This is a genomic window from Salinimonas sediminis, assembly GCF_003429285.1.
GTDB classification, from domain to species: Bacteria; Pseudomonadota; Gammaproteobacteria; order Enterobacterales; family Alteromonadaceae; genus Alteromonas; species Alteromonas indica.
The window spans coordinates 760613-786652 of record NZ_CP031769.1; the positions used below are offsets into that span (position 1 = coordinate 760613).

The window sequence follows — 26040 nt, forward strand, 5'->3', positions numbered from 1 at the left end:
TTTACCTCGTTATCGGAATAAGATTTCCATTATTATCAAATTGCGCCATAAAGTAATCATCGGCCCATAACGCATCGTGGCGACTTTGGGTAAATGCCGGCATATATCGTTTTACCGCGCCATTTATCGGCGGTAAATTTTCCAGTGCATGGCGAACCTTATTTAACTCAATACTTTCCGCCTGCCTGACCGCAATGGCTAACATGCTGACCAGATCATAGGCGTGGGCCGTGCCCACCACAGCAGAAACGCTATCTTTACTGGTTTCACCATACGCCTGTTGATAGTCTTTAAAGAGTTTAGCAGCAACCGGATTGTTCTGGTAAAGAAAACTAAAAGTTTGAATAACAGAAATATCCAGTTTTGCCAGCATGTCCATGCCAATCAACTTAACAAAGTTACCGCTGCCGATCCCCCAGTGAGCAATGACCGGAAGGGGCTTTTCTGAGGTCTGGTATAAAGCATTGATTGCTACCGCACCTTCAGGGGCATTGGTAACTAATATAACTGCATCCACCTTTGCCTGCTGAATGCTTTGCGCATCAGCAGAAAAATTAGTTTGATGCCAGTTTATCCAGGTCACTTTTTGAATGTTTACCCCTTGCTGCGCAGCGGCCACCTTTAATGAGGTCAGATTTGATCGGCCCCAGCCGGTGCGTTCAAGCACCAGCGCCACCGTTTTATATCCCTGCGCTTTAGCGTGTTTGATCAGCACACTGCCCGCTTCACTGTCGCGGATAGATACCCGAAATACATTATTGGGGCTGAAGTCATTTTCGACGAGGGGCGTACCTGCTGCCCAGGGGCCCAGATACAGAATGTTGTGGCGGTGAATATAAGGCAGCTCAGCAATAGCCACGGGCGTATGAATACCGCCTACCACGGCAATCAAATTGTCCAGTTCAGCCAGCTTTTTAATGTTTGCGACACCACGGGCAGGGTTACCCCGATGATCTTTGTGCACTATTTGCACCTGCCGCCCCATTAAGCCGCCTGCTTTATTAATATCTGCCACGGCTAACTCGACCCCACGGGCAATCGCATTGCCGCCTTCAACGGCCACCGTGCTGAAATCGGCATCGATAGCGATAAGTAACGGGGTGTCATCGGGCTTAGCGTGCACTTGCCCACTAAAAGGGGCCATGCCAACAATAATTAACCACAAAATAAAAATAGTCTGTACGCGCATGGGCAACTTATTACATAAACGTTATATATCAATCGTAGTGATTTTTAGCGGTTTCGCAATTAGACAAAGGGCGGTAAACCCTTGGTCTAACTCCCCTAACCCATGCCACGAAAAAGAATGAGGTATTTAATACCTCACTATACCGAACGAAATTGCCGGCGCACAGGTATAAAGTTTACTCGGCTACTGATTAATTCAGGTGGCATAGCTGTTTTTGGCAGTTTGTGTATGCCCTTTGCCACGTGTACGGTATTTGCTACCTGTAGGGTATTGGCAAGCTATATAACACGGGCAAAAAGTAACAGGAGTAACCTTGCTGTATGACTAAACAACCACCGTCCGTTATTGATGTCGAAGCGTCTGGTTTCGGTTCATCCAGCTATCCTATTGAAGTGGGCGTAAAACGTTATGACGGTGCCCGATTTTGTCGGCTGATTCAGCCACTTGATAGTTGGACCCACTGGGACGACCATGCGGCCAAACTGCATGGTTTGAGTCGCCAGGATCTCAACCAATATGGCCAGCCGGTGGAGGAGGTCTGTACTGAACTGAATGCATTTTTGCGCGGTCAAACGGTGTATTCGGATGGTTGGGTGGTGGATTATCCGTGGCTTATTAAGTTATTTGGCGCGGCGCGCCAATCTATGGCATTCAGGGTGTCCGCGTTAGATTATTTGCTCAGCGAGCAACAAATGGATATCTGGCACAATACCAAGCTGGAACTACAACACCGGTTTGATTCCCAGCGGCATCGCGCCAGCGTCGATGCTGACCTTATTCAGTTGACATTTATTCATACCCAGGCGCACAGTACAAAATCGCGGCCTACTGGATAGAATAATGCACGGACAACAACGGGTGGGAATTATTGGTGGAATGAGCTGGGAATCTACCGCCCTGTATTATCGGGAAATAAATCAGCAAGTAGGTAAAGCGCTAGGCAATTTGCACAGCGCTGATGTAGTAATACATAGTTTGGATTTTAATCTGGTCAGCGAGCTACAGCACCAGCATAACTGGGAAGCATTAGCCGAATTACTGATTATCAGCGCCCAGGCATTAGAAAGAGCGGGAGCGACCGCTATTGCCATAGCCACCAATACCATGCATAAATTAGCGTCTCAGGTGCAGCAAGCCATTTCAGTACCACTGCTCAATATCATCGACGCGACGGCCCAAGCCTGTATTCAGCAGAAGTTAACGAAGGTAGCCTTATTGGGTACCCGGTTTACCATGCAGGAAAGCTTCTATCGAGAGGGTCTGGCGCTACACCAGCTAGAGGTATTGGTACCCGAAATTGACGCCCAGGATGATATTCATAGCATAATCTATCAGCAGTTATGCAAAGGCGTTATCCGCGATAGCTCGCGACAGCAATTTTTGGCTATTATGCGCGATTTAGACGGCCACGGTGCGCAAGGGTTTGTTTTAGGCTGTACGGAAATTAGCCTGCTTATTTCACCGCAATTTACCCGCCATCAATTGTTAGACACCACGGTTATTCATACCCGGCAAATTGTGCAACATTTATTAGGTTGTCAAAAATAGTACTGCACCCCCAATACCAGGCTGTTGACATCAAGCTCGCCGATTTCCCGGTGTTCGTATTCTACGGCCATATTAAATTGTTCTGTATTACCTAACGTCCATCCCAGGCTTGCCGCAATACCGGCATTTTGTGGCAGATACACTTCACGCGCCGATACGTAATTTTGCTGATTGCTGGTTTGAATTGCTGCAAATACGCGCATCGAGGAAACATAGGGTAATGCCCGGCTGGCACTGATCCGTACAGAGTCCACTTGGCGGTAGCTGTCAATTGCGTCAATCCACAATGGATGGTAAGGCAGCTCTTTGTCGTACCTTAAACCAAATGACCATAAGGGGATACGGGGAGAGCGGTAGGAAAAGGAGCTTTGATAAGGGCTTGAAATATAGCGAGTATGGCCTTCGTCTGAAAGCGCAGATACCGGTTGTTCCGCCGCCAAAGCAATACCGGGAATAAATGCCAAAACAGTTAAAAAAAGCAAACCTTTCATAAGGTTATCAATTCCATTAGTTAAGTGGGCAAGCGTCATTACCGGGCTTTTAGCAACCCTTTGTTATAAGTGTAGCTATAGATTAAAAAGATTCTATCACCAGATGGTGAATTTTGATCCTATCGTCTAATTTTATATTACGCATTAAGTAGCACAAGTGATCTATTGGGCCCTATTTTAGGATACGTGAAAATAGGGGAAAGTGCAGGAATCAGGAGTCCGACCATGCATGGCAAATGGCATTTTGAACGTCGTTTTATTGTGTCTTATATTCCTGGCAGCCTGCTACAGGCGGCGTCAGTGGATAAAATTACGCGCGGGTATTTAAGCTGTGCTGAGGAGAAGCAGATTTATGTGCAAGACACCAATGGTCAACCCACCTTATCAGTGGTGCAGGGGAGTGGGTTAAAACGTCAGACCGAGGTTATTGCGCTGTCGGCGGAGCAATTTTCGACCCTGTGGGAGCAAACCCAAGGGCTGCGATTTGCTGGCGAAAAAAGCCAGATTAAACATGCGGGTCAACCTGTGGAGTTGATGGCTTATACAGGTAACCTGGCGCCATTAAAACTGGTTGTCGTAACCTTTGCTAATGAACAGCAATGCAGAGAATTTATTCAGCCTGATTATGTACACACCGAAGTTACCCATCATAAGGATTACACAGATATGGCACTGGCCAGAATTGGCCTGCCCGATATCAATGCGATGCTCGGGCAGGAGAAAGCCTATGGTTAAAGCTTAAATCGAGGCTTTCAGGGCCTCAGCTTTATCGGTGTTTTCCCACGGGAAAAGATCCCGGCCGAAATGTCCATACGCAGCGGTAGCACGGTAAATAGGCCGTTCCAAATCGAGCATTTTGATCAGACCGTAAGGGCGCAGGTCAAAATGTTCGCGAACTAATGCCACCAAAGTTTTTTCATCTACCGTGGCGGTACCAAAGGTCTCAATACTGATAGAAGTAGGCTCGGCCACGCCAATCGCGTATGAGATTTGGATTTCGCAACGTTTAGCTAAACCAGCCGCGACAATATTTTTTGCTACGTAACGCCCAGCGTAAGCTGCGGAGCGGTCAACTTTCGACGGATCTTTACCCGAGAAGGCGCCGCCACCATGCCTCGCCATACCGCCGTAGGTATCAACAATTATTTTGCGCCCGGTAAGACCGCAATCACCTACTGGGCCGCCAATAACAAACCGGCCAGTAGGGTTAATATGAAAACGGGTGCTTTCGGTCAGCCAATGCGCCGGCAATACCGGTTTGATAATCTCTTCCATTACCGCTTCGCGAACCTGTGCGGTGGATACGCTATCGCAATGTTGAGTAGACAGTACGACCGCATCTACGCCTACAGGCTTATCGTTTTCATAAATAAAGGTCACCTGGCTTTTCGCATCCGGGCGTAAAAAGCTAAGTTTGCCCGATTTACGTACTTCGGCCTGCTTTTGCACCAGGCGATGGGCATAGGTAATCGGTGCTGGCATTAGCACATCAGTTTCATCACTGGCATAACCGAACATTAAGCCCTGGTCACCGGCTCCCTGTTCTTCAGGACTGGTACGATCTACGCCTTGATTAATATCCGGAGATTGCTTACCTATGGCATTTAACACCGCACATGAATCAGCATCAAAGCCCATATCAGAATGGGTATAGCCAATGTCTTTGACTGTCTGGCGGGTAAGTTCTTCAATATCGACCCACGCAGAGGTAGTAATTTCTCCGCCAACCAGTACCATACCGGTCTTAACGTAAGTTTCGCACGCAACCCGAGCTTTAGGATCCTGTTCCAGAATTGCATCTAAAACTGCATCAGATATCTGATCTGCAATTTTATCCGGATGGCCTTCTGATACTGACTCGGATGTGAATAACTGCGTAGCCATAAATTCTCCGTTAGATTTTGCCCTCATTAAAGGCATAATTGTACTTGATACGCTTCAAAATACCAGTCTTTACATCTGGACGTCTATAAGTCTATTTGTTACGTTTGGTTGACAATTATAGATTTGCCACCACATAAAAAAACGTAAGCAAGATATCGGCATTATTTACCCGAACCGTGGGTTTGCAATGGTAAAACACATTGCAGTAGGAACACGGTTAGGTAAGAATAGTTGCTATTTTCATGTACAACGGACAAATCAGCTAATTGAGCCAAATTTGTATGGCAGCGTATGACTTTGTCCGTAGGAACTAAAACCAGGAGACAACATGCCCACTCGTCGTGAACTCGCCAATGCCATCCGTGCCTTAAGCATGGACGCAGTGCAACAAGCAAAATCAGGCCACCCGGGTGCGCCCATGGGAATGGCGGATATTGCACAAGTATTATGGTGCGACTTCTTATCGCACAACCCGACAAACCCAGACTGGGCAAACCGTGACCGCTTCGTTTTGTCAAACGGTCATGGGTCTATGTTGCTGTACTCATTGCTGCACCTTTCCGGTTACGATCTACCTATTGAAGAATTGAAGAACTTCCGTCAACTGCATTCAAAAACCCCTGGCCATCCTGAATATGGCTATGCGCCGGGTGTGGAAACAACTACCGGGCCGCTAGGTCAGGGCGTAAGTAATGCCGTTGGTATGGCGCTGGCTGAAAAAGTACTGGCCGCGCAATTTAATAAAGAAGGTCATGATATTGTTGACCACTACACCTATACCTTCTTAGGTGATGGCTGTCTGATGGAAGGTATCTCTCACGAGGTTAGCTCGTTAGCCGGCACCCTTGGACTGGGTAAGCTAATTGCCTTTTATGACGACAATGGTATTTCCATTGATGGTGAAGTTGAAGGTTGGTTTACCGATGATACTGCTGCGCGTTTTAAAGCGTATGGCTGGCAGGTGATCGAAAATGTAGATGGCCATGATGCTGATCAGGTTCGCAAAGCAGTAGAAGCAGGCCGTAGCAATACCACGCAGCCAACGCTGATTATCTGTAAAACCATTATTGGTTTTGGTTCGCCTAACAAACAAGGCTCGGAAGCCAGCCACGGCGCAGCGCTGGGCGAAGATGAAATTGTTGCTACCCGCAAAGAGCTGGGCTGGACAGCTGAAGCGTTTGCGGTTCCATCAGATGTTTATGCTGAATGGGATGCCAAAGAGAAAGGCCAAAAAGCGCAGCAACAGTGGGAAGAAAAATTTGCTGCCTACGAGAAAGCCTACCCTACAGAAGCCGCTGAATTTAAGCGTCGGGTGAAGGGCGATCTACCAGCCGATTTTGTGGAAAAAGCAGATGAGTATATTGCTAAGCTACAAGCTAACCCGGAAACAGTAGCCACCCGTAAGGCGTCACAGAATACGCTTAATGCGTATGGCCCACTGCTGCCTGAAATGGTGGGTGGTTCAGCTGACCTTGCTGGTTCTAACCTGACTATCTGGGAAGGTAGTAAAGGGGTTATTAATGAAGATGCCAGCGGTAATTACATTTACTACGGTGTACGTGAATTTGGTATGTCGGCCATTATGAATGGTCTGGTGTTACATGGCGGCTTAAAAGCGTACGGTGCGACATTCCTGATGTTTATGGAATATGCCCGTAATGCTGTGCGTATGGCGTCGTTAATGAAAGCGCCGGTTATCTTTGTGTATACCCATGACTCTATCGGCCTGGGTGAAGATGGACCAACCCACCAACCGGTTGAACAGTTAGTTGCCTTGCGTTCTACGCCAAACCTGGATAACTGGCGCCCCTGCGATCAGGTTGAATCGGCGGTGGCATGGAAACAGGCCATTGTACGTAACGACGGACCCACTTCACTGATTTTCACCCGTCAGGGTGTAAAACAGCAGGAACGTAGCGATGAGCAGGTTAAAGCCATTGAAAAGGGCGGTTACATTCTAAAAGATTGTGACGGTACCCCTGATGTCATTCTTATAGGTACTGGCTCTGAAGTTCAGTTGGCAGTAGAAGCTGCAGAAACATTGAGTGCCCAAGGTACGAAGGCGCGGGTGGTGTCTATGCCATGTACTGATGTGTTCGACCGTCAGGATGCTGAATATCGCGAGAGCGTACTGCCGGTAGCTGTGTCACGGCGGGTTGCAGTAGAAGCCTTGTCAAAAGACAGCTGGTACAAATATGTAGGCTATAATGGCGCCATCGTAGGAATGGATACCTTTGGGGAATCCGGCCCGGCGAATGAGCTGTTTGAGCACTTTAACATCACTACTGATGCTGTCGTAGCGGCCGCTAAATCTTTGCTGTAATGGGCATTAACAGGCGGTAAGCATGGTCAGAGTTGCCATCAACGGCTTTGGTCGGATTGGCCGCAATGTGCTTCGCGCCCTGTATGAAACAGGGCGCAATCAGCATATTCGCGTAGTAGCCATAAACGAGATAGCCAAGCCACAGGGCATTGCCCATTTATTGAAATACGATACCGCCCACGGGCGGTTTCCTTTTGATGTTGCATTGAAAAACGATAGCCTTCAGGTAGCTTCAGACAACATTCGTTTAACCTCGATAACCGACCTGCATGCCTTACCCTGGGATGAACTGGCGGTGGATATAGTGCTCGAATGCACTGGCGTGCATCAAGACCGCACGGCAGGGCAGGCGCACCTAGACGCAGGGGCCGGCAAAGTGTTGTTTTCCCAGCCCGGTAGTCATGACCTCGACAACACTATTATTTTTGGTAGTAACGAAGATACGCTATTGCCAGCGCACCGGCTGGTGTCTAATGGATCCTGTACAACTAATTGTATAGTGCCCATCATTCAGGTATTGGACGCTGCTTTTGGCGTGCAAAGCGGGACGATTACCACTATCCATTCCTCCATGCATGACCAAATGGTTATCGATGCCTATCATGACGATTTACGCCGTACCCGGGCAGCTAGTCAGTCTATTATTCCGGTAGATACCCGGCTGGCCCGCGGTATTGAACGTATTTTGCCAAAGTTTGCCGGTAAATTTGAGGCCATCGCCGTTCGGGTACCCACTATCAATGTCACCGCCATGGACTTAAGTGTGACCCTGGCAGAGAAGGTGTGTATTGAACAGGTAAACACCGTACTTAAAAACGCCCGCGAAGGCAGACTTTCAGGTATATTAAGTTACACCGAAGAGCCGCTGGTCTCCGTCGATTTCAATCATGATCCCCATTCATGCATTGTAGATGGCACGCAAACCCGGGTAAGCCATGGTCAATTGGTGAAAACGCTTATCTGGTGCGATAACGAATGGGGGTTTGCCAACCGCATGATAGACACAGCGCAAGCGATGTATCATGTCGGTAATGCAACGTAATACTATACAGACTGCGCAGTAATTTACTGCGCGTAACTCACGCGAATAGGGAGACATTATGGCAATTCCAAGTATGCAGGATTTCTCACTTGATGGTCAGCGTGTGCTGATCAGACAAGATCTGAATGTGCCGGTAAAAAACGGTAAAGTGACTTCAGATGCACGTATCAAAGCATCTATCCCCACGCTAAAAGCTGCCCTTGAGTCTGGTGCTGCGGTAATGGTGATGTCGCATCTGGGCCGCCCTACCGAGGGTGAGCCAGCTGAAGAATACTCACTACAGCCGGTGGTTAATTATCTTAACGACGTGCTGGATGTCGAAGTACGCTTGGTTAAAGACTATCTTGAGGGTGTGGATGTGCAGCCCGGGCAGTTGGTTATTCTGGAAAATGTTCGCTTTAACAAAGGCGAGAAAGGTGATGACGAGACATTGTCGAAGCAGTATGCCGCCTTGTGTGATGTGTTTGTAATGGATGCGTTTGGTACTGCTCACCGGGCACAAGCGTCTACCCATGGGGTGGCCAAGTTTGCCCCCAAAGCTTGTGCGGGCCCGCTGCTGGCTGCTGAACTTGATGCCTTAGGCAAGGCCCTGGACAACCCAGCCCGGCCGATGGTGGCCATTGTTGGCGGCTCTAAAGTCTCAACCAAACTGACGGTACTTAAGTCATTGTCTGAAAAAGTAGACCAGCTCATTGTGGGCGGCGGTATAGCCAATACTTTTATTGCCGCACAAGGCCATAATGTAGGAAAATCTCTGGTAGAACTTGACCTGGTCGATGATGCTAAAGCGTTAATCAGCCAGGCCCAGGCCAATGGCGGTGATATACCGGTACCAACAGATGTTGTCGTCGGCAAAGAATTTTCAGACACCACCCCAGCTACCCTAAAGCCTGTCTCACAAATTGATGATGACGACATGGTATTTGATATTGGACCGGATTCAACAGAAGCGCTAAAGGCCATTTTGAAGAACGCCGGTACTATTGTATGGAATGGTCCGGTAGGGGTATTTGAGTTTGATCAGTTCGCCGAGGGCACCAAAGGTATCGCCGAAGCTATTGCCCAAAGTGATGCATTTTCTATTGCCGGCGGGGGTGATACATTAGCAGCAGTAGATAAATATGAAATCGCTGATAAGATATCCTATATCTCGACCGGTGGTGGCGCATTTCTTGAATTCCTTGAAGGCAAGACATTACCTGCTGTAGCAGTGCTAGAAGAAAAAAATAAATAAAGCACGCTAACAGTGAATAGGTGGTAAACAATTTACCCTCTATCCGGCGCACAGTGACGTGCGCCGGAAATAATTATAAACCCTACAACTGCCCAGCGAGGCAGCTACAATAAGGAGTGTTGCTCATGGCATCACAAACTCAGCACGCTATGCTGGATAAAATCAAAACAGCTGATGGTTTTATTGCAGCATTGGATCAAAGCGGTGGCAGTACCCCCAAGGCACTGCGTTTGTATGGCATTGAAGAGTCGCAGTTTAGCAACGACGATGAAATGTTTGGCTTGGTTCACGACATGCGTACCCGCATTATTACCAGTCCTCCCTTTAATGGCGACCGTGTGCTTGGCGCGATTTTGTTCGAAGACACCCTGGATAGAAATATCGAAGGTAAGCCCAGCGCCCGTTATCTGTGGGATGAAAAACGTGTCGTCCCTTTTTTGAAAGTAGACAAAGGATTAAACGATGAGGCCGATGGTGTACAAACCATGAAGCCTATTACCTCGTTAAACCTTCTACTTGAGAAAGCGAATGCGCAGGATGTATTTGGGACAAAAATGCGCTCAGTGGTCAAGCTGGCCAATGAAGCGGGCATTGAGGCTGTGGTTAAGCAGCAATTTGACGTTGCAAAACAAATTATCGCTGCGGGTCTGGTGCCTATCATTGAACCTGAAGTGGATATCAAAAGCCCTGAAAAAGCAGAAGCTGAAGGTTTATTGAAAGCGGCCATTTTGAAGCAGTTAGCCGCACTTAATAGCGACCAGATGGTTATGCTAAAACTTACGCTGCCTGAAGAAGACAACTTTTATAGTGAGTTGGTAGAGCATGAAAATGTCATTAAAGTGGTTGCCTTGTCGGGCGGCTACAGCCGTGACGAAGCAAACCAAAAATTAACCCGGAATAAAGGTGTTATCGCCAGTTTCTCGCGTGCCTTAACCGAAGGCATCAAGGCTGCGCAAAGTAGCCGGGACTTCGATACTGTGCTGGATGAAGCCATCGAATCTATCTACCAGGCATCTAAAGCTTAAGATATTAAGATAGCAACCCTTGGGGTTGCTATCTGTTTGTTGCCCCACGTGTCGTACCCCTCTTATCAGGGCGGGGCGAACTGGCGGCCTGCACAGCTGAGCTTTTGTAGCGGTAAATAAGCACATTGTTACCGCCTGCGTACGGCAAGTGCGATAGGCTTGTTTTCTGACGCCTCTTTCTATCATTGCCTGTCAAGCTATAGGCTTTAAGGTTTATCCCCTTATACCTTTATCAACATTTTTATGCCCCCCGTTTATTATCAGGGTATACTATTAACAGAATGTTAATGTAAGGCAGTCCACCATGTCTTACTTTGTGACAACATATCGCGGGCCATGATGCCCGGTTGATGGTGATAAGTGCAGACCTCTGAATTACTCTTTTTGCAGATCGCCGTACTGGGCGTTATTACCGCAGTAGGTATGTTATTTACCTACGCGCTACCTGCGCCTTCGCATAAGCACAAAGCTAGTTCGGGCTTATACGCCCGCCTATTTCTGCTGTTTCTTTGGCTGAGTTACGGCTTTTCTAATCTGCAATACATTGATATGGCCCTGCTTCACAGTTTGGGGCAGAACCTGTGTGCAACATTGGCTGCTTATATGGTCTATTTAACCGTACTCAAACGGTTTGGCCAGGCCCTACCGAAGACCCAACGACTACTTATTTTATTGCACATAGCCTGCATTGAAGCACTGACCTGGGTAATGCACTATTACACCGAAAATATGGTGTTTTGCCGTTTGTTATTGCTTTTAAGTACCCTAATGCCAATTGTTGCCGCTGCGCTTAAAATGCTCATGCTGATGAATTCTCGCAGTATTGGCGACAAAGTATTGTTTTATATTCTGGTGGGGGCGGTAGTGGCCCTGGTGTTAGGCGGCCCTGTATATATGTTTGCGTTACAGGTTGCCGCAGATCATCAAAGCTTTATTACCTTTGGAATCATCGTTATTGCTATGATTGTTTTCATGCTGGGGTTCGTTGTGTCGGTAATGCACTCACTGGTTATTCGGTTAAAAAAGCAAATTTACCGCGACCCCCTGACGGCCTGTAAAAACCGAAATTATTTTTATGATGTCGCGCCAACTATCGTGAGAAAGGCAGAGCTGCACTGTCAAAGTGTGTGTATGTTAGTGTGCGATATCGATCACTTCAAAAGTATTAATGACAAATACGGTCACCTGACCGGTGATAAAGCGTTACGACATTTTAGCCAGCTATTGCGCAGCCAGCTGTATCCGGGGGATATTTTGATTCGAATGGGCGGCGAAGAATTTTTAATGCTGCTACTGGATTGTGATTTAAACCGTGCCAGTGAGCGCGCAGAAATGCTGCGTCAACACATCGCCAGCCAGCCGTTAGCGGTGAACGACGATGCGATCAGTCTAACCGCATCGTTCGGGTTATTAGCATTGCCGGCTGGCGCCGATGTATTTGAAATTATCGGGGAGGCAGATCAAGCTTTGTACCAGGCAAAAAACAATGGCAGAAACCAGATTATTGCTTATGGGCAGCCGTTTATTCAAACCCCAGACTCAACGACATTGCCTGCCAGTAGCTCTGCTCCCGCACCAGGTCGGCATACAGAATTGGGCGCTGTTCCAGCCACTGCTCAGGAAAAGTAAGCACTAATCCATTTTTACTGGCTGCAGCGGTAAATTCGGGCAGAAAAGCTTCCTGGCGTTTGATGTTTAGCAATACACTCAAACGCAAAATGCCGATTAGCCGGCGTACGCTGGTAGTGTCATACACATAAAACTCCGGTATTTCCGACGTTTTTATTTTCTTACGGTGAAAACGTACCAATGTAGCCAACAGATTTTGCTGCTCCAGGGTAAACCCAGGCATATCCACATTAGCCAGAATGTAAGCCGAATGACGTTGGACGCCCCGGGAATTTATTTGCAGGCCCACTTCATGCAAGCTGGCAGCCCATCCCAACATGTTGCGAAAATCCCGGCTTTTCAGTTTCCAGGGTTTAGCACATTGGTCAAACAGATAGCGAGAGGTATTCAGAACCAGGTTCGCTTGAGCGGTATCAATGTCATAGCGGGTAGCTAAACTGGTGGCGGTGCGGCCACGAATATCAGCGCTGTGAAGCTCATCTTCCATCTGATACAGCACCCCTTCGCGTAGGGCTGCTGGCGAGTATTCCAGGCCATCAATATTCAGCGCCCTAAATACCCCAATTAATATTGCTAAACCGCCGGCTACAACTACCCGGCGATCGTCACTGATTTCCGGCATATCAAGTTTGTCAGTATGGCCCAGTTCAATAAAGCGTTTCATCAACTCTTTAAGGCTTTTGAGGGTAACCGGAATGGCATGCCCATTCGGGCGGTCACGTTGGGCTAAATTAAACAGGGTTTTAATGGTACCTGAGGTGCCGATACATTGGATCCAGCCTAGCTTGAGGTATTTTTCCTGAATAATTTCCAGTTCTTGTTCAACCGCTGTAATGGCTTTATCAAAAGCTTTGGCTTTCAACTCTCCTTGGGCAAAGAAGCGTTCCGTAAAGCTCACGCAGCCCATTTGTAGGCTGCTGCACACCATCGGGGTGAAGCCTTCGCCAATAATAAATTCGGTAGATCCCCCGCCAATATCCACCACCAACCGGCGTCCTTCAGTATGGCTGGTATGAGCCACCCCGGAATAAATCAGTCTGGCTTCTTCCTGGCCGGGAATAATCTCTACCGGGTAGGGCATCACCGCCCGGGCAGCTTCAATAAACTGGCGGGCGTTTTTCGCCTTGCGTAAGGTATGAGTAGCCACAATGCGCACCGAATCCGGGGCAAAGCCTTCAAGGCTCTGGGCGACGATACGCAGAGAGTCAAGACCACGCTCCATCGCTTCTGCTGACAGCACATTGTCATCATCCAGGCCTGCCGCCAAGCGAACTTTTTGCTTCACCCGGTGCAGTATCTGCACCGAGCCTGCATTAATTCTGGCAACCACCAGGTGGAAACTGTTAGAACCAATATCCAGTGCAGCAACTTTAGTTACTTCCCGGCTTTCTGCACTCACCAGTGCAGATTCATGTTGTGTCATTTAGGTGGGGTACTCGTTTCTAGCTGCTTAAGGTAGTCGTAAATCTCTACCTGGGAACGTAATTTTTTACGATTACCTCTGCGAACGTACCGATTGGTCTGGTCCTTGTCAATTATACGGGCTTTCAAGGTGTCCTGAAACTGCATTTCTGTCATATCAACAATACGTTGTTGCAGACGCTTATCATATATTGGACATCCCACTTCAATGCGGTTATCCATGTTACGCATCATCCAGTCCGCTGATGAGATGAATACTTTGCGATCGCCACCGCCTTCAAAAATCATTACCCTGGGGTGCTCAAGGAAACGGTCCACCACGGAAATAATATCGATATTGTCACTGATGCCGGGTAAACCGGGGACCAGTGAACACATGCCCCGAACAATACCGCGAATTTCCATACCAGCCTGGCTGGCACGGTATAAATCGTCAATCAGTTCCTTGTCTACCAGGTTGTTTATTTTAAAGGTTATACGCGCCGGGCGGCCTTCCTTTAAATGTTGGATTTCCTGGCGGATAAGTGACTGTATTTTAGTGCGTGCGTTAAGTGGAGAAATTTGTAAATGATGAAACTTGTACCGCCGATAGGGGTATTGAATCAAATCAAATACTGCAACGGCTTCCTCAGCCAGTTCCTGATTACGGGTAAATAAGCTGTAGTCGGTATAAATTTTGGCGGTTTTTTCGTTAAAATTACCGGTACCAAAGTGAGCATAATGCACTAGTGAGCCGCGTTCTTCGCGGGTGACCAGACATAACTTACTGTGGATTTTCAAGGTAGGGACACCTAACACTACTCGAATACCGGCATCCGTCATCCGTTTAGACCATTCGATATTGGCTTCTTCGTCAAATCGGGCTCGAATCTCCACTACCACGGTAACTTTTTTACCGTTGTCTACAGCATCAATCAGCGAATTAACAATACGCGAATTACTGGCCACCCGATATATATTGATTCGGATGGTTTTTACGCTCGGGTCAAAGGCTGCCTGGCGCACAAACTCGGTAAAATGTAAAAACCGATGATAAGGGTAATACAGCAGAATATCGTGAGCGGTAATGGCATCGAATACGGTGTTGTACTGCGAAAACTCCTTTGTATCTATTGAGGGTAATGGCGCATGTTCAAGATATTCACGGCCAATGTTGGGAAACCCGATAAAGTCTTTAAAGTTTCTGAAGTGGCCAGCTGCATGCATCGTATCCAGCGAAGTGATTTTTAATCGTTTACGCAGGTCATGTACCATGTCGGTGGGCATACTGGTGTCGTATATCACCCGCACAGGCTCGGCGATTAAGCGTTGTTTCATGCTTTCCGACATTTTTTCGACGTAGCTTTCGTCAATCTCATCGTTAATTGAATATTCTGCGTCGCGGGTCATTTTAAATGAAAATGCTTCCAGCGAATCGTATTTAACAAAGCCACGGAAAATTTCTTCCAGACACAGCTGGATAATGTCATCAAGCAAGATGATATGTTTTTTCTTACGGCTTTTTTCCGGTGGAATTTGTACAAACCGAGACATTTCCTGGGAGGGAACCTGCAAAGCCGCATAGCGGGTATTGCGGTCTTTACGCCGGATGGCCACATACAGATAAACGGCGGTACCGTTCAGACGGCTCAACAGGTCGGTTTTTTTATCAATTAATATAGGCGCTATATGGCGCAGAATTTTATTTACAAAGAAGTTGCGGACCCAGGTAACCTGATAGTCGTTAAGCTCGTTCTTGCGCAGAATAAAGATATTGTAGCGCGCTAACGCTTTAACCGCATCACGGTGAATTTCATCAAACTTATTGGACAGCGCCACCACTTTTTTCTGAATTTGATCCATCAGCTCCAGTTTGTTTCGGGCTTCTTCGCTGTTGCCGTCATTTTGTGCGATGGTAATTAACCGCTTCACGTCCGCTGCGCGGACCCGGTAGAATTCGTCGAGGTTATTTGAATAAATTCCAAGAAAGCGGATACGCTCCACTACGGGCGTATTTTTGTCTGCTGCTTCTTGCAGCACCCGTTCGTTAAAGGCCAGCCAGCTAAGCTCTTTCGGGTAGTAAAGCTCTTTGGGTTCCATATTATTCTTTATTTACCATATTACCAAAAGGGGGAAGCGTGCCAGCGATCCGTGACACGCGTATGACATGTAATTGTGACAGGCGTTATATCTGCGTGGAAATATCCACTACCAGATCATTGGCCAGATTTTCCAGCGCACTTTGTAATGCATCATGATTAAACTGTTCTGGTACCGCAAGTCGGGCTCGGGCTTTAAACATTAGTGAACCCCAATTTGGCGCGCTTTGCACGCCCGAATCAAACGACACAATATTCAAATTGAATTGATTCAGGGTGGCCGTCAGTTCCTGGACGATACCAGGTTTGTCGTTACCCATTACTTCTACTGTCAGAGTTTCACTTAATCGTGCATCTGCGCCCACCAGGGATACGGCTGTCACGCTTAAATCAGGAATCGCATCCAGCGCTGCGACAAGGGCTTCGTGCCTGTCTTCAGGCACCAGCACTTCAACAAAGCCGGTGAACATCCCGGCCATGTGGGCAAAGCTGCTACTTTGCCAGTTGCCACCATGTTGATAAACGCTTTTTGCTAACGCATCAACGATGCCGGTTTTATCTTTCCCCATTATCGTAATGACCACTGGTTGCATAAGGACTCCGGATTTTTGTGCTGGACGTAAGGTTTGTTGGCTAAGTAAACTCTGACGGTTGCTTATCGGTCAGGTTTCACTTGATAATAGCGATTAAAATACCACATCATACGCGGCTAACCACCGCATTTTGCACGTAATGAGTTGTTAGGGAAGCATGAATTCTACAATAAGAACGAAAACCCGACGACGTATGCAAAGGGATGTTCGCCTTAAAGTGACCGTGACTGCCTTTGGCGTGCTGGTGTTGCTCACCCTTATTGTGTTGATTACCCATCTTATTAGTCAGTCGCTGCCCTTAGCATTGGTGCCCGAATTTGAAAAGCGCGCCAGTTTTACTGCCCCCGAAGGCAGTCGGTTTGCCGGTAGTGCCGATGTCCTTGAACGCCAACCGGCAATGCTACTGACTAACCAATGCCAGGTGCAGCTGAAAAGCTTACAACAGCAGGCGTTGAGCACCGATAGAGTCATTATTCGACCATGCGATCAGCAGGCGCAAATAATGAATGTATTAGGTGAACATTATTTGGTGACTGTTTCGGCTAAAGGCATCGTGCGTATTGCGGGGGTGCGTGATTTGCATTCTTTGCCTACCAGTATCCCCGCCCAGGCTGCCTCGGGACACGAAGACTTTGTAGGAAGCTCCTTCGCCTTGCCGATGAGTCTGTGGCGAGATGCCCTGGACTGGGAGGTGGGGTTAAGTGAAAAGTGGGCGGTGGCCAGAGTGACGACGGCAAATCAGACCCTGGTACGCTGGGTTGATCGGCTGCATCCCACCCGTATTTATGACCAGCGCTTTGAAGGGGCCAGCCAGGTTATGCCGTTGCCCAACACCAGTCAAACGGTCGTTTATGCGAATAATGAACTACGCTTTGTGGCCCCTGGGGGCAAAACTATTCATACGGTGGCGATGAAAGGCAAGTTAGGCTGGTGGCAAGCTTTGCCAAAAGGCCGAAGCTTATTTATTGCCAGTTCCACCGGGGAAGTCACGCGCTGGATATTACAGAACCAGCAGGGCAAATTACTTTATGTTCCTACCTACACCCTGGACTTAGCTCAAGGAGAATTACCTACCGCGGTGATGTCCCATCCCGCTTCCAACGCAATGGTTATTGCCACCACCAGTAAACGCTTATTGCTGTTAAATCGCCTGACCGGTGAAATTGTCTCCACCACCTTCAGCGACGAGCTGGTCAGTGCCATCAGTTGGTATGCTAACCGTTTGTATTTGCACAACGACAAGGTATTGCAAGTTTATCTGACCCGCCATTTATCTGGCGTTACTACGTGGGCTTCCTTGTTCGAAAAGCAACAATACGAAGGCTATCCTGAGGCTGCTCATACCTGGCAAAGCTCCAGTGCAACAGATTACCAGGAGCAAAAATACAGCTTGGTGCCGTTGCTGATGGGCAGTTTAAAAGCCTCCTTACTGGCCCTGATAATTGCTATTCCTATCTCGGTGTGTGCAGCCGTATATACCGGCTTTTTTGCGCGCTCGCGCTTGCGTTACTGGATCCGTCCGGCGATTGAAATGCTCGAAGCCATACCCTCTGTACTGATTGGTTTTATCGCGGCTATTTGGCTGGCGCCGTTAGCCAGTAATATTTTGTTTTCGTTTGCTTTTTTTATGGTAGTGATACCTTTTTTATTGGTTCTTATCGCGCTTTTCCAGCGTCCGCTCACACAGCGTTTGGGGCGGTGGCGGGCAGGGTTTGAACTGATTGTGGCGGTGGCGGGCATTTTACTGCTGGGTTATGTCAGTACCGCTATCGTGCCTGACTGGCTTTTAGGTATCTTCGGCCTGGATAGCATAGACGAATTAACGGCCGTGGCGCAAACCAGCGTAGGGAAAACCACTATTGTGGTAGCTATTGCCCTGGGTATAGCTATTTCCCCCAGTATTTATTCGCTGGCTGAAGATGCAATCTCCAGTGTGCCGGATGAACTTAAACAAGCCTCTTTTGCGCTGGGGGCCACGCGTTTGCAGACTCTCCACAACGTTGTTTTATACGTGGCTACTCCCGGTATTCTAGCTGCTGTTATGTTGGGCTTTGGGCGCGCATTTGGTGAAACTATGATTGTGTTAATGGTGACCGGAAACACCCCCATTGCCTCGTGGAGCTTACTGGAAGGTTTGCGGGCACTTACTGCTAACTTAGCCATTGAATTACCTGAGGCCGATGTCAACAGTACCCATTATCAGATATTGTTTTTGACTGCCGGGATCCTGTTTGCCTTTACCTTTGTGGTTAACACTATCGCTGAATTATTAAGACAGCGGTTACGCAGGCAGACGGCCCATGAGTAAGCTGCCCAGCCTATCGAGCGTATTAAATGCCGGTCAGCGGCAAAGCCTGTTTATTGGTATTTGCACGTTTTTTACTGCCATATTGCTATTGGCAATGGTAAGTATTGTATTGCTGATATTCGCCCGGGGGGGCGGCTATTTCTGGCCGGAGGATATTCAGCAACTGCAATTTGTGCGGGCCAGTGACGATCAGCCGATTACCGCCTATGGCCAATATCAAAACCAGTTTGAACAGGGCGGTGAACCTGTGCGCTGGGTGGTGTATTCTCATGCCCGTAATCCCTACGGTAATCAAACCTTATTAGATGATACCAACTTGCTTCAAGCCCGGCTGGCCCCTGAGGCAGCGCGCATCAGTTTGCGCGATGGGCGGGCGATATTAGGGGAGCCGCTAAAGGTTACAGCCCCCAGCGACCCTGATGTCTCGTTGAACCGTTTAGCCCAGCGCTTGACGCAGGTGCGACAAATTGAACAGTCGATAGCCGGCATACGAGATGAGCAGCTGGCTGATATACATCAGAAACTGACTGAGCTTGACCAGCGCAAGGTGGGCAAAAAAGCTCCGGCCCGGCTCACGTTAAATCAGGGCTTTGACCGCTGGCATAAGCGAATTTTAACCCTTGAAAAGCAGCGCGACGCGTATCAACTGTTCGTACGGCTGGCCGACCAGAGCATAGTATCTGTCGCCCTTATTGAAGTAGAGCATCTGGTTTACCCGGGGCAGCTTAGTGGATGGCAGAAACTCGGGGAAGCCTTGTATGAAGTAGGGGGCTTTCTTAGCGAATCGCCTAAGCAGGCGAACACCGCCGGTGGTGTTTTTCCAGCCTTATTTGGAACGGTCCTCATGGTCTTTTTGATGACCATTATTGTTACGCCCTTTGGCGTACTGGCAGCTATTTATCTTAACGAATACGCCAGCAATAATGGGCTGATTGCCGTAATCCGCATAGCGGTTAGCAATATGGCGGGGGTGCCGTCTATTGTTTATGGAGTTTTTGGGCTGGGGTTCTTTATTTATGGGGTCGGCGGTAATATTGACGCCCTGTTTTTTGAGGCGAACCTGCCAGCTCCGACATTGGGGACACCGGGGGTGTTTTGGGCCTCGCTAACGATGGCTATTCTTACCTTGCCAGTGGTGATAGTGGCTACTGAAGAGGGCTTGCGAAATGTTCCTCAGGGATTAAAAGCGGGCAGCTATGCCTTAGGAGCGACCAAAGCCGAAACCGTGTTGTATACCATTTTACCTATGGCTTCACCCGGGATTATGACCGGTGTTATTCTGGCCATTGCGCGGGCGGCAGGGGAAGTGGCGCCGCTGATGCTGGTGGGGGCGGTTAAGTTCGCCCCCAATTTACCAATTGATGCAGAATTTCCCTATTTGCATCTGGAGCGTCAATTCATGCATCTTGGTGTGCTGATTTACGATGGCGCGTTTCATAGCCAAACTGATGCCAAAGGCGCCTCGATGATGTTCGCTGCCTGTTTGTTGTTATTGGTAGTGGTGTTTGTTTTAAATATACTGGCTGTTTTACTGCGTACTAAGTTGCGCAAGCGGTATCACAAAGGGTAACCATGCTAACGTTATTTGAGCGTGAACATCTTGATGTAAATAATCTGGCCGAAGCGGATACCGCCATTCGGGTAGAGCAACTGTCGCTACGTTTCGGTTCTAAGCCGGTGCTGGAAAATATTTCAATGTCTATCCCTAAGCACCAAATCACAGCACTTATCGGACAAAGTGGTTGCGGTAAGTCGACCCTGATTAGCAGCTTTAACCGGCTAAACGATTTACACCAACACTGCCATTACAGTGGGAAAGTGATTATCAACGGGCGGGATATTAACAGCCGAAAAGAGAATGTTGCCCAGCTACGCACCCAGGTGGGGATGGTATTTCAGCGACCTAATCCTTTTCCCATGAGTATTTTTGACAATGTTTCCTATGGCTTGAGATTGCAAGGCATCAATACCCGACGTCAGTTAGACGAGGCGGTAGAACAGGCATTGCATGATGCCGCCCTGTGGAATGAGGTTAAAGACCGCTTGTTCGAGCCCGCGAATGTGTTATCCGGTGGTCAGCAGCAGCGGTTAGTTATTGCCCGGGCGTTGGCCCTGCAACCTGAAATATTATTGCTTGATGAACCCACTTCGGCGCTGGATCCTCTTACCACACTGTTTATTGAAGAGTTAATGGCGGGGCTTAAAAAGCGCTGCTCTATTGTTATTGTGACCCATAACATGCAACAGGCGGCACGGGTGTCTGACTACACCGCTTTCTTGCACCAGGGCCGGCTGATTGAATATAGCGACAGTGATACATTATTTACCACGCCGCGCAAAAAGCAGACGGAAGATTATATTACCGGCCGTTACGGTTGATACATAAACCCCCGGCCGCGGATACCGGTTAGGTTAAAAGGTGAAACATTGTGCAACAAGTCGCATTTAATACGCATATTTCAGGGCGCTTTAATACTGAATTGGAAAACTTAAGAAATTCAGTATTAACCATGGGCGGGGAAGTTGAGCAACAACTGGTAGATACACTAAAAGCAATTCAGCTTAACCATCCCGGGTTAGCCGAAAAAGTGATTGTGAACGATCTGAAAATCAACTCGATGGAAATGCAAATTGACAAAGAGTGCCTGCGTATCATCGCTAAACGCCACCCCACCGCCTCCGATTTGCGCCTGGTAATGACGATATCCAAGGTGATCACCGATATCGAAAGAATGGGGGATGAGATAGAGCGTATTGCCCGCCTGGTAACCAAACAAAAACTCCCCTCCTCAGCCAGTGTAAAAAGCAGCATGCTGCTGATTGGCGAGCGGGTGGCGGATATGATGCGCGGCACCTTTGATGCCTTTGCCAGACAAGATGAAAAAGCTGCGCTGGAGGTGTACGAGCAGGATACACGCATAGACAGCGAATATAAAAAACTGCTGACGTTTATTGCTTCAGAGATGGAGAAAAACACAGAATCTATGCAGGATTGGCTAGAAATTTTGTGGGCATTACGCTCGTTAGAGCGGGTGGGCGACCGTTGTAAAAACATTTGCGAATACGTTATCAGCCTTGCCAGCGGCGAAGATGCCCGACACACTTCGCTAGAAAACCTGATGCAAAAGCTGGATAACTTATCCTAATACGAAAGTAAAACGTCATAAAATTGAAACAATAGGCGCTAATTTCGGCAACTTTGCGCTGATTTATTTAATTTACGCTAAATACGCTATTTGGGACTATGGCATCAGCAATGATTACGTTATCATGCGCCCAGCCTTGAAGAGATCAGTTTAATTATTGACCTATGGATAATACAGAAAACACTTCGTCACCGAGCACTTACGCCTATGTAAATGGGCGCACTATACACTCAATGCGCCTGACGCTGTCTGGCCTTTCCAGTAAGTAACTCAGGAGCGAATACCTGTGGAATTTTTACAAGAATACGGCACATCACTCATTATTTTAGCAGCAGTGGTGGGTTTCATTATGGCCTGGGGTATCGGTGCTAATGACGTGGCGAATGCCATGGGAACCTCAGTAGGTTCCAAAGCACTGACTATCAAGCAAGCCATTTTCATTGCCATGATATTTGAGTTCGCCGGCGCTTATCTGGCGGGCGGAGAAGTAACCTCTACTATCCGTAAAGGGATAATAGACTCTAGTTTCTTTATTGATAAGCCTGATTATCTCGTCTTGGGGATGATCGCTTCATTATTTGCCGCCGGCATCTGGCTGGCGCTGGCCTCCTGGCTTGGCTGGCCGGTATCTACCACGCATTCGATCATTGGTGCGATTATTGGTTTTACCGCCACCGGCGTTAGCATGGACGCGGTCTCGTGGGATAAAGTAGGGGGTATTGTGGGGAGCTGGGTTATTACACCCGCGATCTCCGGCATTATCGCCTATCTCATCTTTATGAGTGCTCAAAAGCTTATTTTCAGTACTCCGACCCCGTTGGCAAATGCTAAACGCTATGTCCCCTTTTATATGGGGCTGGCCGGTTTTGTTATGTCACTGGTCACCATTAAGAAAGGCCTGAAGCATGTGGGGATGGAGCTCTCCGCGCTCAATGGTTATCTGCTGGCGGTGGCGATTGCTATTGTGTTGGGTATTATTGGCAAAATAATGATCAACCGCTTGCAATATAGTGCTTCCCAGGATGCCGACTTACAAGCTGCTAACGTAGAAAAAGTGTTTGCAGTATTGATGGTTGTGACCGCCTGTTGTATGGCATTTGCGCATGGCTCTAATGATGTTGCTAACGCGATTGGCCCTCTGGCAGCGGTGGTAAGCGTAGTACATTCTGGTGGTGAAATTGACGCCAGCTCGAAATTGGCCCCATGGATTTTGCCATTAGGCGGCTTGGGTATAGTGGCCGGTCTGGCATTGTTTGGCCATCGGGTTATCAAAACGATAGGGCAGGGCATTACTCATTTGACTCCCAGCCGTGGTTTTGCCGCGGAGCTGGCTGCTGCTTGTACGGTAGTTATCGCCTCGGGCACCGGGCTACCAATTTCAACCACGCAAACGCTGGTTGGAGCAGTATTAGGGGTCGGTATGGCGCGGGGCGTATCAGCGCTTAATTTAGGCATTGTACGTAATATTGTGGTGTCGTGGGTTATCACCCTACCTGCAGGTGCCTTGTTGTCGATTATCTTCTTCTACCTGTTAAAAGGGTTCTACGACCTGCCTTAATTATTGCTGCACGCGCCGGGGTTATTGCCGCGGCTTGATACGGCACATAAAAAAGCCCCCACTAAAATTTAGTGGGGGCTTTTTCGTAAGCGGTATATTAAAGCGATTATCCTGTATCTTACGCATCAGGTAGTTGTGCTGATAACCGGTTCGCTCACGTCGGCCAGGCGTAACCCGCTACAGGTCGTAATGTGGCCGCGTTACCTGAGGCCATCTACCCAAGCGCAAAGTCGGCGATCTCTTTATGCATTATAGCGGGTAAGTTCAGCGCCCCTGCCGTTTATTCTTCGTCAATGGTAATAGGTGAAATAAAGCCTTCGGGCTTAATACCCACTACGGCGCAGTGCAACTGGTGTAGGGTTTCTTCTGCTGTACCGCCCATAATAAAGCCTGGTACACCTAATCGGGCTACTGTACCCATCACTACCGCTCTAGCCCCTACTGCTTTTGCCGTAGCAGCAATTTCGCGGCGGGGATAGCCGTGGACCAAATGCTTTTCCGGTTTAAGATAATCCAGTGAGCCTTCATCCAGCTCTTTGTCCAGCTCATTAAGCAGACGGTTAAGTTCGTCTTCACGTTCAGCGTAAATACCTTCAAGGTCGTTTTGCAACGCATCTTCATCGACGGATATAAAACCCCCACGCAAAATACTTTCGGGTACCACATCATACACATGCACAATATGCAGTTGGGCAAATTCCATTAGTGCGATACGGGCAGCATAGCGCAATATATCCAGATTCAACTTCTTTCGAACTGAAATTTCATGGGTGGGGTAGTGGTAGTTAAGGTCCAGTGCCGCCACGATGCTGTCATATTGTTTACTTTCACCCCGATGCACTACCCATACCGGGCAGGGGCATTTGCGCAGCAATTGCATATCATTACTGCCAAAAAAGCGTTCCACTATATCGGCATCAGACAGCTTAATAACCAGGTCAACATCGTTGCGAATAATGTATTTAATGACATCAATAAAGTTTTCACCAATGGTAACTTCACCGGTTACCGGGTATTCCTTAGCCCAATTTTGGATGTGTTCATTCAGCCAGGCTTTCGCATTGCTCTCAATGGAGCTATGTGTTTCCAGATAGGCGAATGACTGCATCACCATATTGGCATTGGGCGGCAGGGCTTCTAATTTCAACTGAATGGTTAGTTTTGCCTGATGACGCCTGGCTATATGGATAGCCTGCGCGACAACCTCATCCTGTTTATGCGTATCGCTCAGGATGCAAAGAATATTTTTAAAGTGCCCTTTCATTGTCGCCTCGTTCTAAAGTCTTAATAGCACGGTTGCGTTTGTGCAGCGCTGTACTGGCTGAGTTATTTAAACCTGTTCGTAAAGCCCGGATAACCCGTACGATAGTTTAGTATAATGTGACACCGGCCCCAAACGTTACCCTGAGCCATGAAACTTTTATGACAAATAAAGCTATGGTGGGTTTCATTCAAATACCTGGTAACCGCTTTTACAATACATTACGCCAAACCGGGTAGTATTTGTACCATAAGCACTTTTTTACTGAACATGCGTTTTGCCGAAACGATTCTTATGCTAGATTAAAATTATCAGTTTTAATCAATAAGATTATAGTATGAAATGGCCTAATCTAAAACATCTTCACTACTTGGTTACCCTCTATCAAGAGCAGCATTTTCACCGGGCGGCGCATCGCTGTAATGTAAGTCAGTCAACCTTAAGCACAGCGATACAAAACCTCGAAGAACATTTTGGTAGCCAACTTCTTGAACGTGAGCACAAAACCTTTGTGTTTACATCATTAGGGCTGGATGTAGTGGAACGCAGTAAGCTTATTCTGCAAGAAGCTGGTGAGCTGGTGGAATACGCGCAGAATGCGGGTAACTGGCAACGCGGAAAACTTAAATTAGGGGTTATTCCTACCATCGCCCCATTTGTATTTGAAGGTTTGATAGGCGCATTCAAAACATTCTTACCAGAAATTAGCCTCGAATTGCAGGAAGATACGACGGATAATTTGTTGCAGCAATTAACCGATGGCCAACTGGATTTGCTGATACTGGCTTTGCCAATGGATACGCCAGGCTGCAAGCAGATGATTCTCGGGCACGACCCGTTTCACCTGGTGGCGCATCATGATCTTACAGACGCCTTGCCTGAGCCATTTGATATTGGCACCTTGCCCAAAAAGAGCATTTTCTTATTACAACAGGAACACTGTATGACGGGGCATGCTGTCAGTGCATGTGGATTACAGCACCGCGATCAGGTAAGTAGTTTGGCGGCCAGTAGCCTGTATACGCTGGTACAATTGGCAAACAGTAAACTAGGGTACACTTTTTTACCCGAGTTGGCGCTTAATCAAAAAATATTGAACCATACAGAGCTAAAAGCCATGCCGGCAGAAAATGAGGCGTATCGGGAAATCGGTTTGGTGTGGCGGTCGGGCACCACCCGGATGCGACTATTTCGCCGTATTGCAGAAATTTTATCGCCGTTGCTACCAATTCCTACACTGAAATAAGTCAAATCGCTATTGAAGTCGTCACACTTTATTAGCAAAAAATTGATATTTGGTTAGCAAGTT

21 protein-coding genes are annotated in these 26040 nt (G+C 47.9%); 14 read left to right on the top strand and 7 right to left on the bottom strand.

Annotated elements, in window-relative coordinates; translation table 11 throughout:
• Position 1 precedes the first annotated feature (1 nt).
• Positions 2–1189 carry an ABC transporter substrate-binding protein gene (locus D0Y50_RS03440; RefSeq protein ID WP_117315519.1) on the bottom strand — a complete coding sequence of 396 codons (1188 nt, stop codon included), beginning with the start codon at positions 1187–1189 and terminating at the stop codon, positions 2–4.
• Positions 1190–1509: 320 nt separating this feature from the next.
• Between D0Y50_RS03440 and D0Y50_RS03445 the strand changes: the two genes are divergently transcribed.
• Both D0Y50_RS03445 and D0Y50_RS03450 read left to right on the top strand, forming a co-directional pair.
• Positions 1510–2025: a 3'-5' exonuclease gene (locus D0Y50_RS03445; RefSeq protein ID WP_108568121.1), complete on the top strand. Its 516-nt coding sequence runs from the start codon at positions 1510–1512 to the stop codon at positions 2023–2025.
• A gap of 4 nt (positions 2026–2029) precedes the next feature.
• Complete coding sequence (locus D0Y50_RS03450) at positions 2030–2737, top strand: aspartate/glutamate racemase family protein (protein ID WP_117315521.1); 708 nt, start codon at positions 2030–2032, stop codon at positions 2735–2737.
• On the opposite strand, the gene D0Y50_RS03455 is transcribed toward D0Y50_RS03450, so the two are convergent.
• Positions 2728–3228, bottom strand: a complete 501-nt coding sequence (locus D0Y50_RS03455; protein ID WP_147318222.1) for a hypothetical protein — start codon at positions 3226–3228, stop codon at positions 2728–2730. The two genes, D0Y50_RS03450 and D0Y50_RS03455, sit on opposite strands and share 10 nt — an antisense overlap.
• A gap of 225 nt (positions 3229–3453) precedes the next feature.
• Here D0Y50_RS03455 and D0Y50_RS03460 point away from each other — a divergent pair, with 225 nt between their 5' ends.
• Positions 3454–3963, top strand: a complete 510-nt coding sequence (locus D0Y50_RS03460; protein ID WP_117315525.1) for a CYTH domain-containing protein — start codon at positions 3454–3456, stop codon at positions 3961–3963.
• A 3-nt stretch (positions 3964–3966) separates the two neighbouring features.
• Here the strand turns inward: D0Y50_RS03460 and metK are convergent, their stop codons facing one another.
• Positions 3967–5112: a methionine adenosyltransferase gene (gene metK, locus D0Y50_RS03465; RefSeq protein ID WP_108568125.1), complete on the bottom strand. Its 1146-nt coding sequence runs from the start codon at positions 5110–5112 to the stop codon at positions 3967–3969.
• Positions 5113–5440: 328 nt separating this feature from the next.
• On the opposite strand from metK, the gene tkt reads away from it, so the two are divergent.
• The 5 genes from tkt to D0Y50_RS03490 all read left to right on the top strand — a co-directional run bounded on the left by tkt (position 5441) and on the right by D0Y50_RS03490 (position 12365).
• Positions 5441–7435, top strand: a complete 1995-nt coding sequence (gene tkt / locus D0Y50_RS03470; protein WP_117315527.1) for a transketolase — start codon at positions 5441–5443, stop codon at positions 7433–7435.
• Positions 7436–7457: 22 nt separating this feature from the next.
• On the top strand, positions 7458–8477 hold the full coding sequence (gene epd / locus D0Y50_RS03475) for an erythrose-4-phosphate dehydrogenase (protein WP_108568127.1): 1020 nt from the start codon (positions 7458–7460) through the stop codon (positions 8475–8477).
• 58 nt (positions 8478–8535) lie between these two features.
• Complete coding sequence (locus tag D0Y50_RS03480) at positions 8536–9711, top strand: phosphoglycerate kinase (protein WP_108568128.1); 1176 nt, start codon at positions 8536–8538, stop codon at positions 9709–9711.
• Between the two features lie 125 nt (positions 9712–9836).
• Positions 9837–10736 carry a fructose bisphosphate aldolase gene (locus D0Y50_RS03485; protein WP_117315530.1) on the top strand — a complete coding sequence of 300 codons (900 nt, stop codon included), beginning with the start codon at positions 9837–9839 and terminating at the stop codon, positions 10734–10736.
• A gap of 360 nt (positions 10737–11096) precedes the next feature.
• Positions 11097–12365, top strand: a complete 1269-nt coding sequence (locus D0Y50_RS03490; protein ID WP_117315532.1) for a GGDEF domain-containing protein — start codon at positions 11097–11099, stop codon at positions 12363–12365.
• On the opposite strand, the gene ppx is transcribed toward D0Y50_RS03490, so the two are convergent.
• The 3 genes from ppx to D0Y50_RS03505 all read right to left on the bottom strand — a co-directional run bounded on the left by ppx (position 12259) and on the right by D0Y50_RS03505 (position 16458).
• On the bottom strand, positions 12259–13788 hold the full coding sequence (gene ppx, locus D0Y50_RS03495) for an exopolyphosphatase (RefSeq protein WP_108568131.1): 1530 nt from the start codon (positions 13786–13788) through the stop codon (positions 12259–12261). The genes D0Y50_RS03490 and ppx overlap by 107 nt on opposite strands.
• A complete protein-coding gene (gene ppk1, locus D0Y50_RS03500; protein WP_117315534.1) occupies positions 13785–15866 on the bottom strand; it encodes a polyphosphate kinase 1 in 2082 nt (693 codons plus the stop codon). The genes ppx and ppk1 overlap by 4 nt, the downstream gene beginning before the upstream one ends.
• Positions 15867–15951: 85 nt before the next feature.
• Entirely contained in the window at positions 15952–16458 is a 507-nt protein-coding gene (locus D0Y50_RS03505) for a glycine cleavage system protein R (RefSeq protein WP_108568133.1), read from the bottom strand.
• Between the two features lie 157 nt (positions 16459–16615).
• Here D0Y50_RS03505 and D0Y50_RS03510 point away from each other — a divergent pair, with 157 nt between their 5' ends.
• From D0Y50_RS03510 to D0Y50_RS03530, 5 genes are all read left to right on the top strand, one after another.
• Positions 16616–18766 (top strand): ABC transporter permease subunit, encoded by a 2151-nt coding sequence (locus tag D0Y50_RS03510; protein ID WP_232366445.1) that lies wholly within the window; start codon positions 16616–16618, stop codon positions 18764–18766.
• Positions 18759–20336, top strand: a complete 1578-nt coding sequence (gene pstA / locus D0Y50_RS03515) for a phosphate ABC transporter permease PstA (RefSeq protein ID WP_117315538.1) — start codon at positions 18759–18761, stop codon at positions 20334–20336. The genes D0Y50_RS03510 and pstA overlap by 8 nt, the downstream gene beginning before the upstream one ends.
• 2 nt (positions 20337–20338) lie before the next feature.
• The gene (gene pstB, locus D0Y50_RS03520; RefSeq protein ID WP_108568136.1) at positions 20339–21145 is read left to right on the top strand and encodes a phosphate ABC transporter ATP-binding protein PstB; all 807 of its coding nucleotides are present in this window, start codon (positions 20339–20341) and stop codon (positions 21143–21145) included.
• A 50-nt stretch (positions 21146–21195) separates the two neighbouring features.
• Positions 21196–21912: a phosphate signaling complex protein PhoU gene (phoU, locus tag D0Y50_RS03525; RefSeq protein WP_108568137.1), complete on the top strand. Its 717-nt coding sequence runs from the start codon at positions 21196–21198 to the stop codon at positions 21910–21912.
• A 286-nt stretch (positions 21913–22198) separates the two neighbouring features.
• Entirely contained in the window at positions 22199–23470 is a 1272-nt protein-coding gene (locus tag D0Y50_RS03530; protein WP_108568138.1) for an inorganic phosphate transporter, read from the top strand.
• Positions 23471–23750: 280 nt separating this feature from the next.
• Here D0Y50_RS03530 and D0Y50_RS03535 read toward each other — a convergent pair whose 3' ends face one another.
• The gene (locus D0Y50_RS03535; RefSeq protein ID WP_108568139.1) at positions 23751–24734 is read right to left on the bottom strand and encodes a universal stress protein; all 984 of its coding nucleotides are present in this window, start codon (positions 24732–24734) and stop codon (positions 23751–23753) included.
• A gap of 334 nt (positions 24735–25068) precedes the next feature.
• Between D0Y50_RS03535 and D0Y50_RS03540 the strand changes: the two genes are divergently transcribed.
• Positions 25069–25977 carry a hydrogen peroxide-inducible genes activator gene (locus D0Y50_RS03540; RefSeq protein ID WP_108568140.1) on the top strand — a complete coding sequence of 303 codons (909 nt, stop codon included), beginning with the start codon at positions 25069–25071 and terminating at the stop codon, positions 25975–25977.
• Positions 25978–26040 lie beyond the last annotated feature (63 nt).

Bases quoted from the DNA above. Each gene is read 5' to 3' on its own strand.
- D0Y50_RS03440 (WP_117315519.1), bottom strand. From the start codon at position 1,189: ATGCGCGTACAGACTATTTTTATTTTGTGGTTAATTATTGTTGGCATG.
- D0Y50_RS03445 (WP_108568121.1), top strand. From the start codon at position 1,510: ATGACTAAACAACCACCGTCCGTTATTGATGTCGAAGCGTCTGGTTTC.
- D0Y50_RS03450 (WP_117315521.1), top strand. From the start codon at position 2,030: ATGCACGGACAACAACGGGTGGGAATTATTGGTGGAATGAGCTGGGAA.
- D0Y50_RS03455 (WP_147318222.1), bottom strand. From the start codon at position 3,228: ATGAAAGGTTTGCTTTTTTTAACTGTTTTGGCATTTATTCCCGGTATT.
- D0Y50_RS03460 (WP_117315525.1), top strand. From the start codon at position 3,454: ATGCATGGCAAATGGCATTTTGAACGTCGTTTTATTGTGTCTTATATT.
- metK (WP_108568125.1), bottom strand. From the start codon at position 5,112: ATGGCTACGCAGTTATTCACATCCGAGTCAGTATCAGAAGGCCATCCG.
- tkt (WP_117315527.1), top strand. From the start codon at position 5,441: ATGCCCACTCGTCGTGAACTCGCCAATGCCATCCGTGCCTTAAGCATG.
- epd (WP_108568127.1), top strand. From the start codon at position 7,458: ATGGTCAGAGTTGCCATCAACGGCTTTGGTCGGATTGGCCGCAATGTG.
- D0Y50_RS03480 (WP_108568128.1), top strand. From the start codon at position 8,536: ATGGCAATTCCAAGTATGCAGGATTTCTCACTTGATGGTCAGCGTGTG.
- D0Y50_RS03485 (WP_117315530.1), top strand. From the start codon at position 9,837: ATGGCATCACAAACTCAGCACGCTATGCTGGATAAAATCAAAACAGCT.
- ppx (WP_108568131.1), bottom strand. From the start codon at position 13,788: ATGACACAACATGAATCTGCACTGGTGAGTGCAGAAAGCCGGGAAGTA.
- ppk1 (WP_117315534.1), bottom strand. From the start codon at position 15,866: ATGGAACCCAAAGAGCTTTACTACCCGAAAGAGCTTAGCTGGCTGGCC.
- D0Y50_RS03505 (WP_108568133.1), bottom strand. From the start codon at position 16,458: ATGCAACCAGTGGTCATTACGATAATGGGGAAAGATAAAACCGGCATC.
- D0Y50_RS03510 (WP_232366445.1), top strand. From the start codon at position 16,616: ATGAATTCTACAATAAGAACGAAAACCCGACGACGTATGCAAAGGGAT.
- pstA (WP_117315538.1), top strand. From the start codon at position 18,759: ATGAGTAAGCTGCCCAGCCTATCGAGCGTATTAAATGCCGGTCAGCGG.
- pstB (WP_108568136.1), top strand. From the start codon at position 20,339: ATGCTAACGTTATTTGAGCGTGAACATCTTGATGTAAATAATCTGGCC.
- D0Y50_RS03535 (WP_108568139.1), bottom strand. From the start codon at position 24,734: ATGAAAGGGCACTTTAAAAATATTCTTTGCATCCTGAGCGATACGCAT.
- D0Y50_RS03540 (WP_108568140.1), top strand. From the start codon at position 25,069: ATGAAATGGCCTAATCTAAAACATCTTCACTACTTGGTTACCCTCTAT.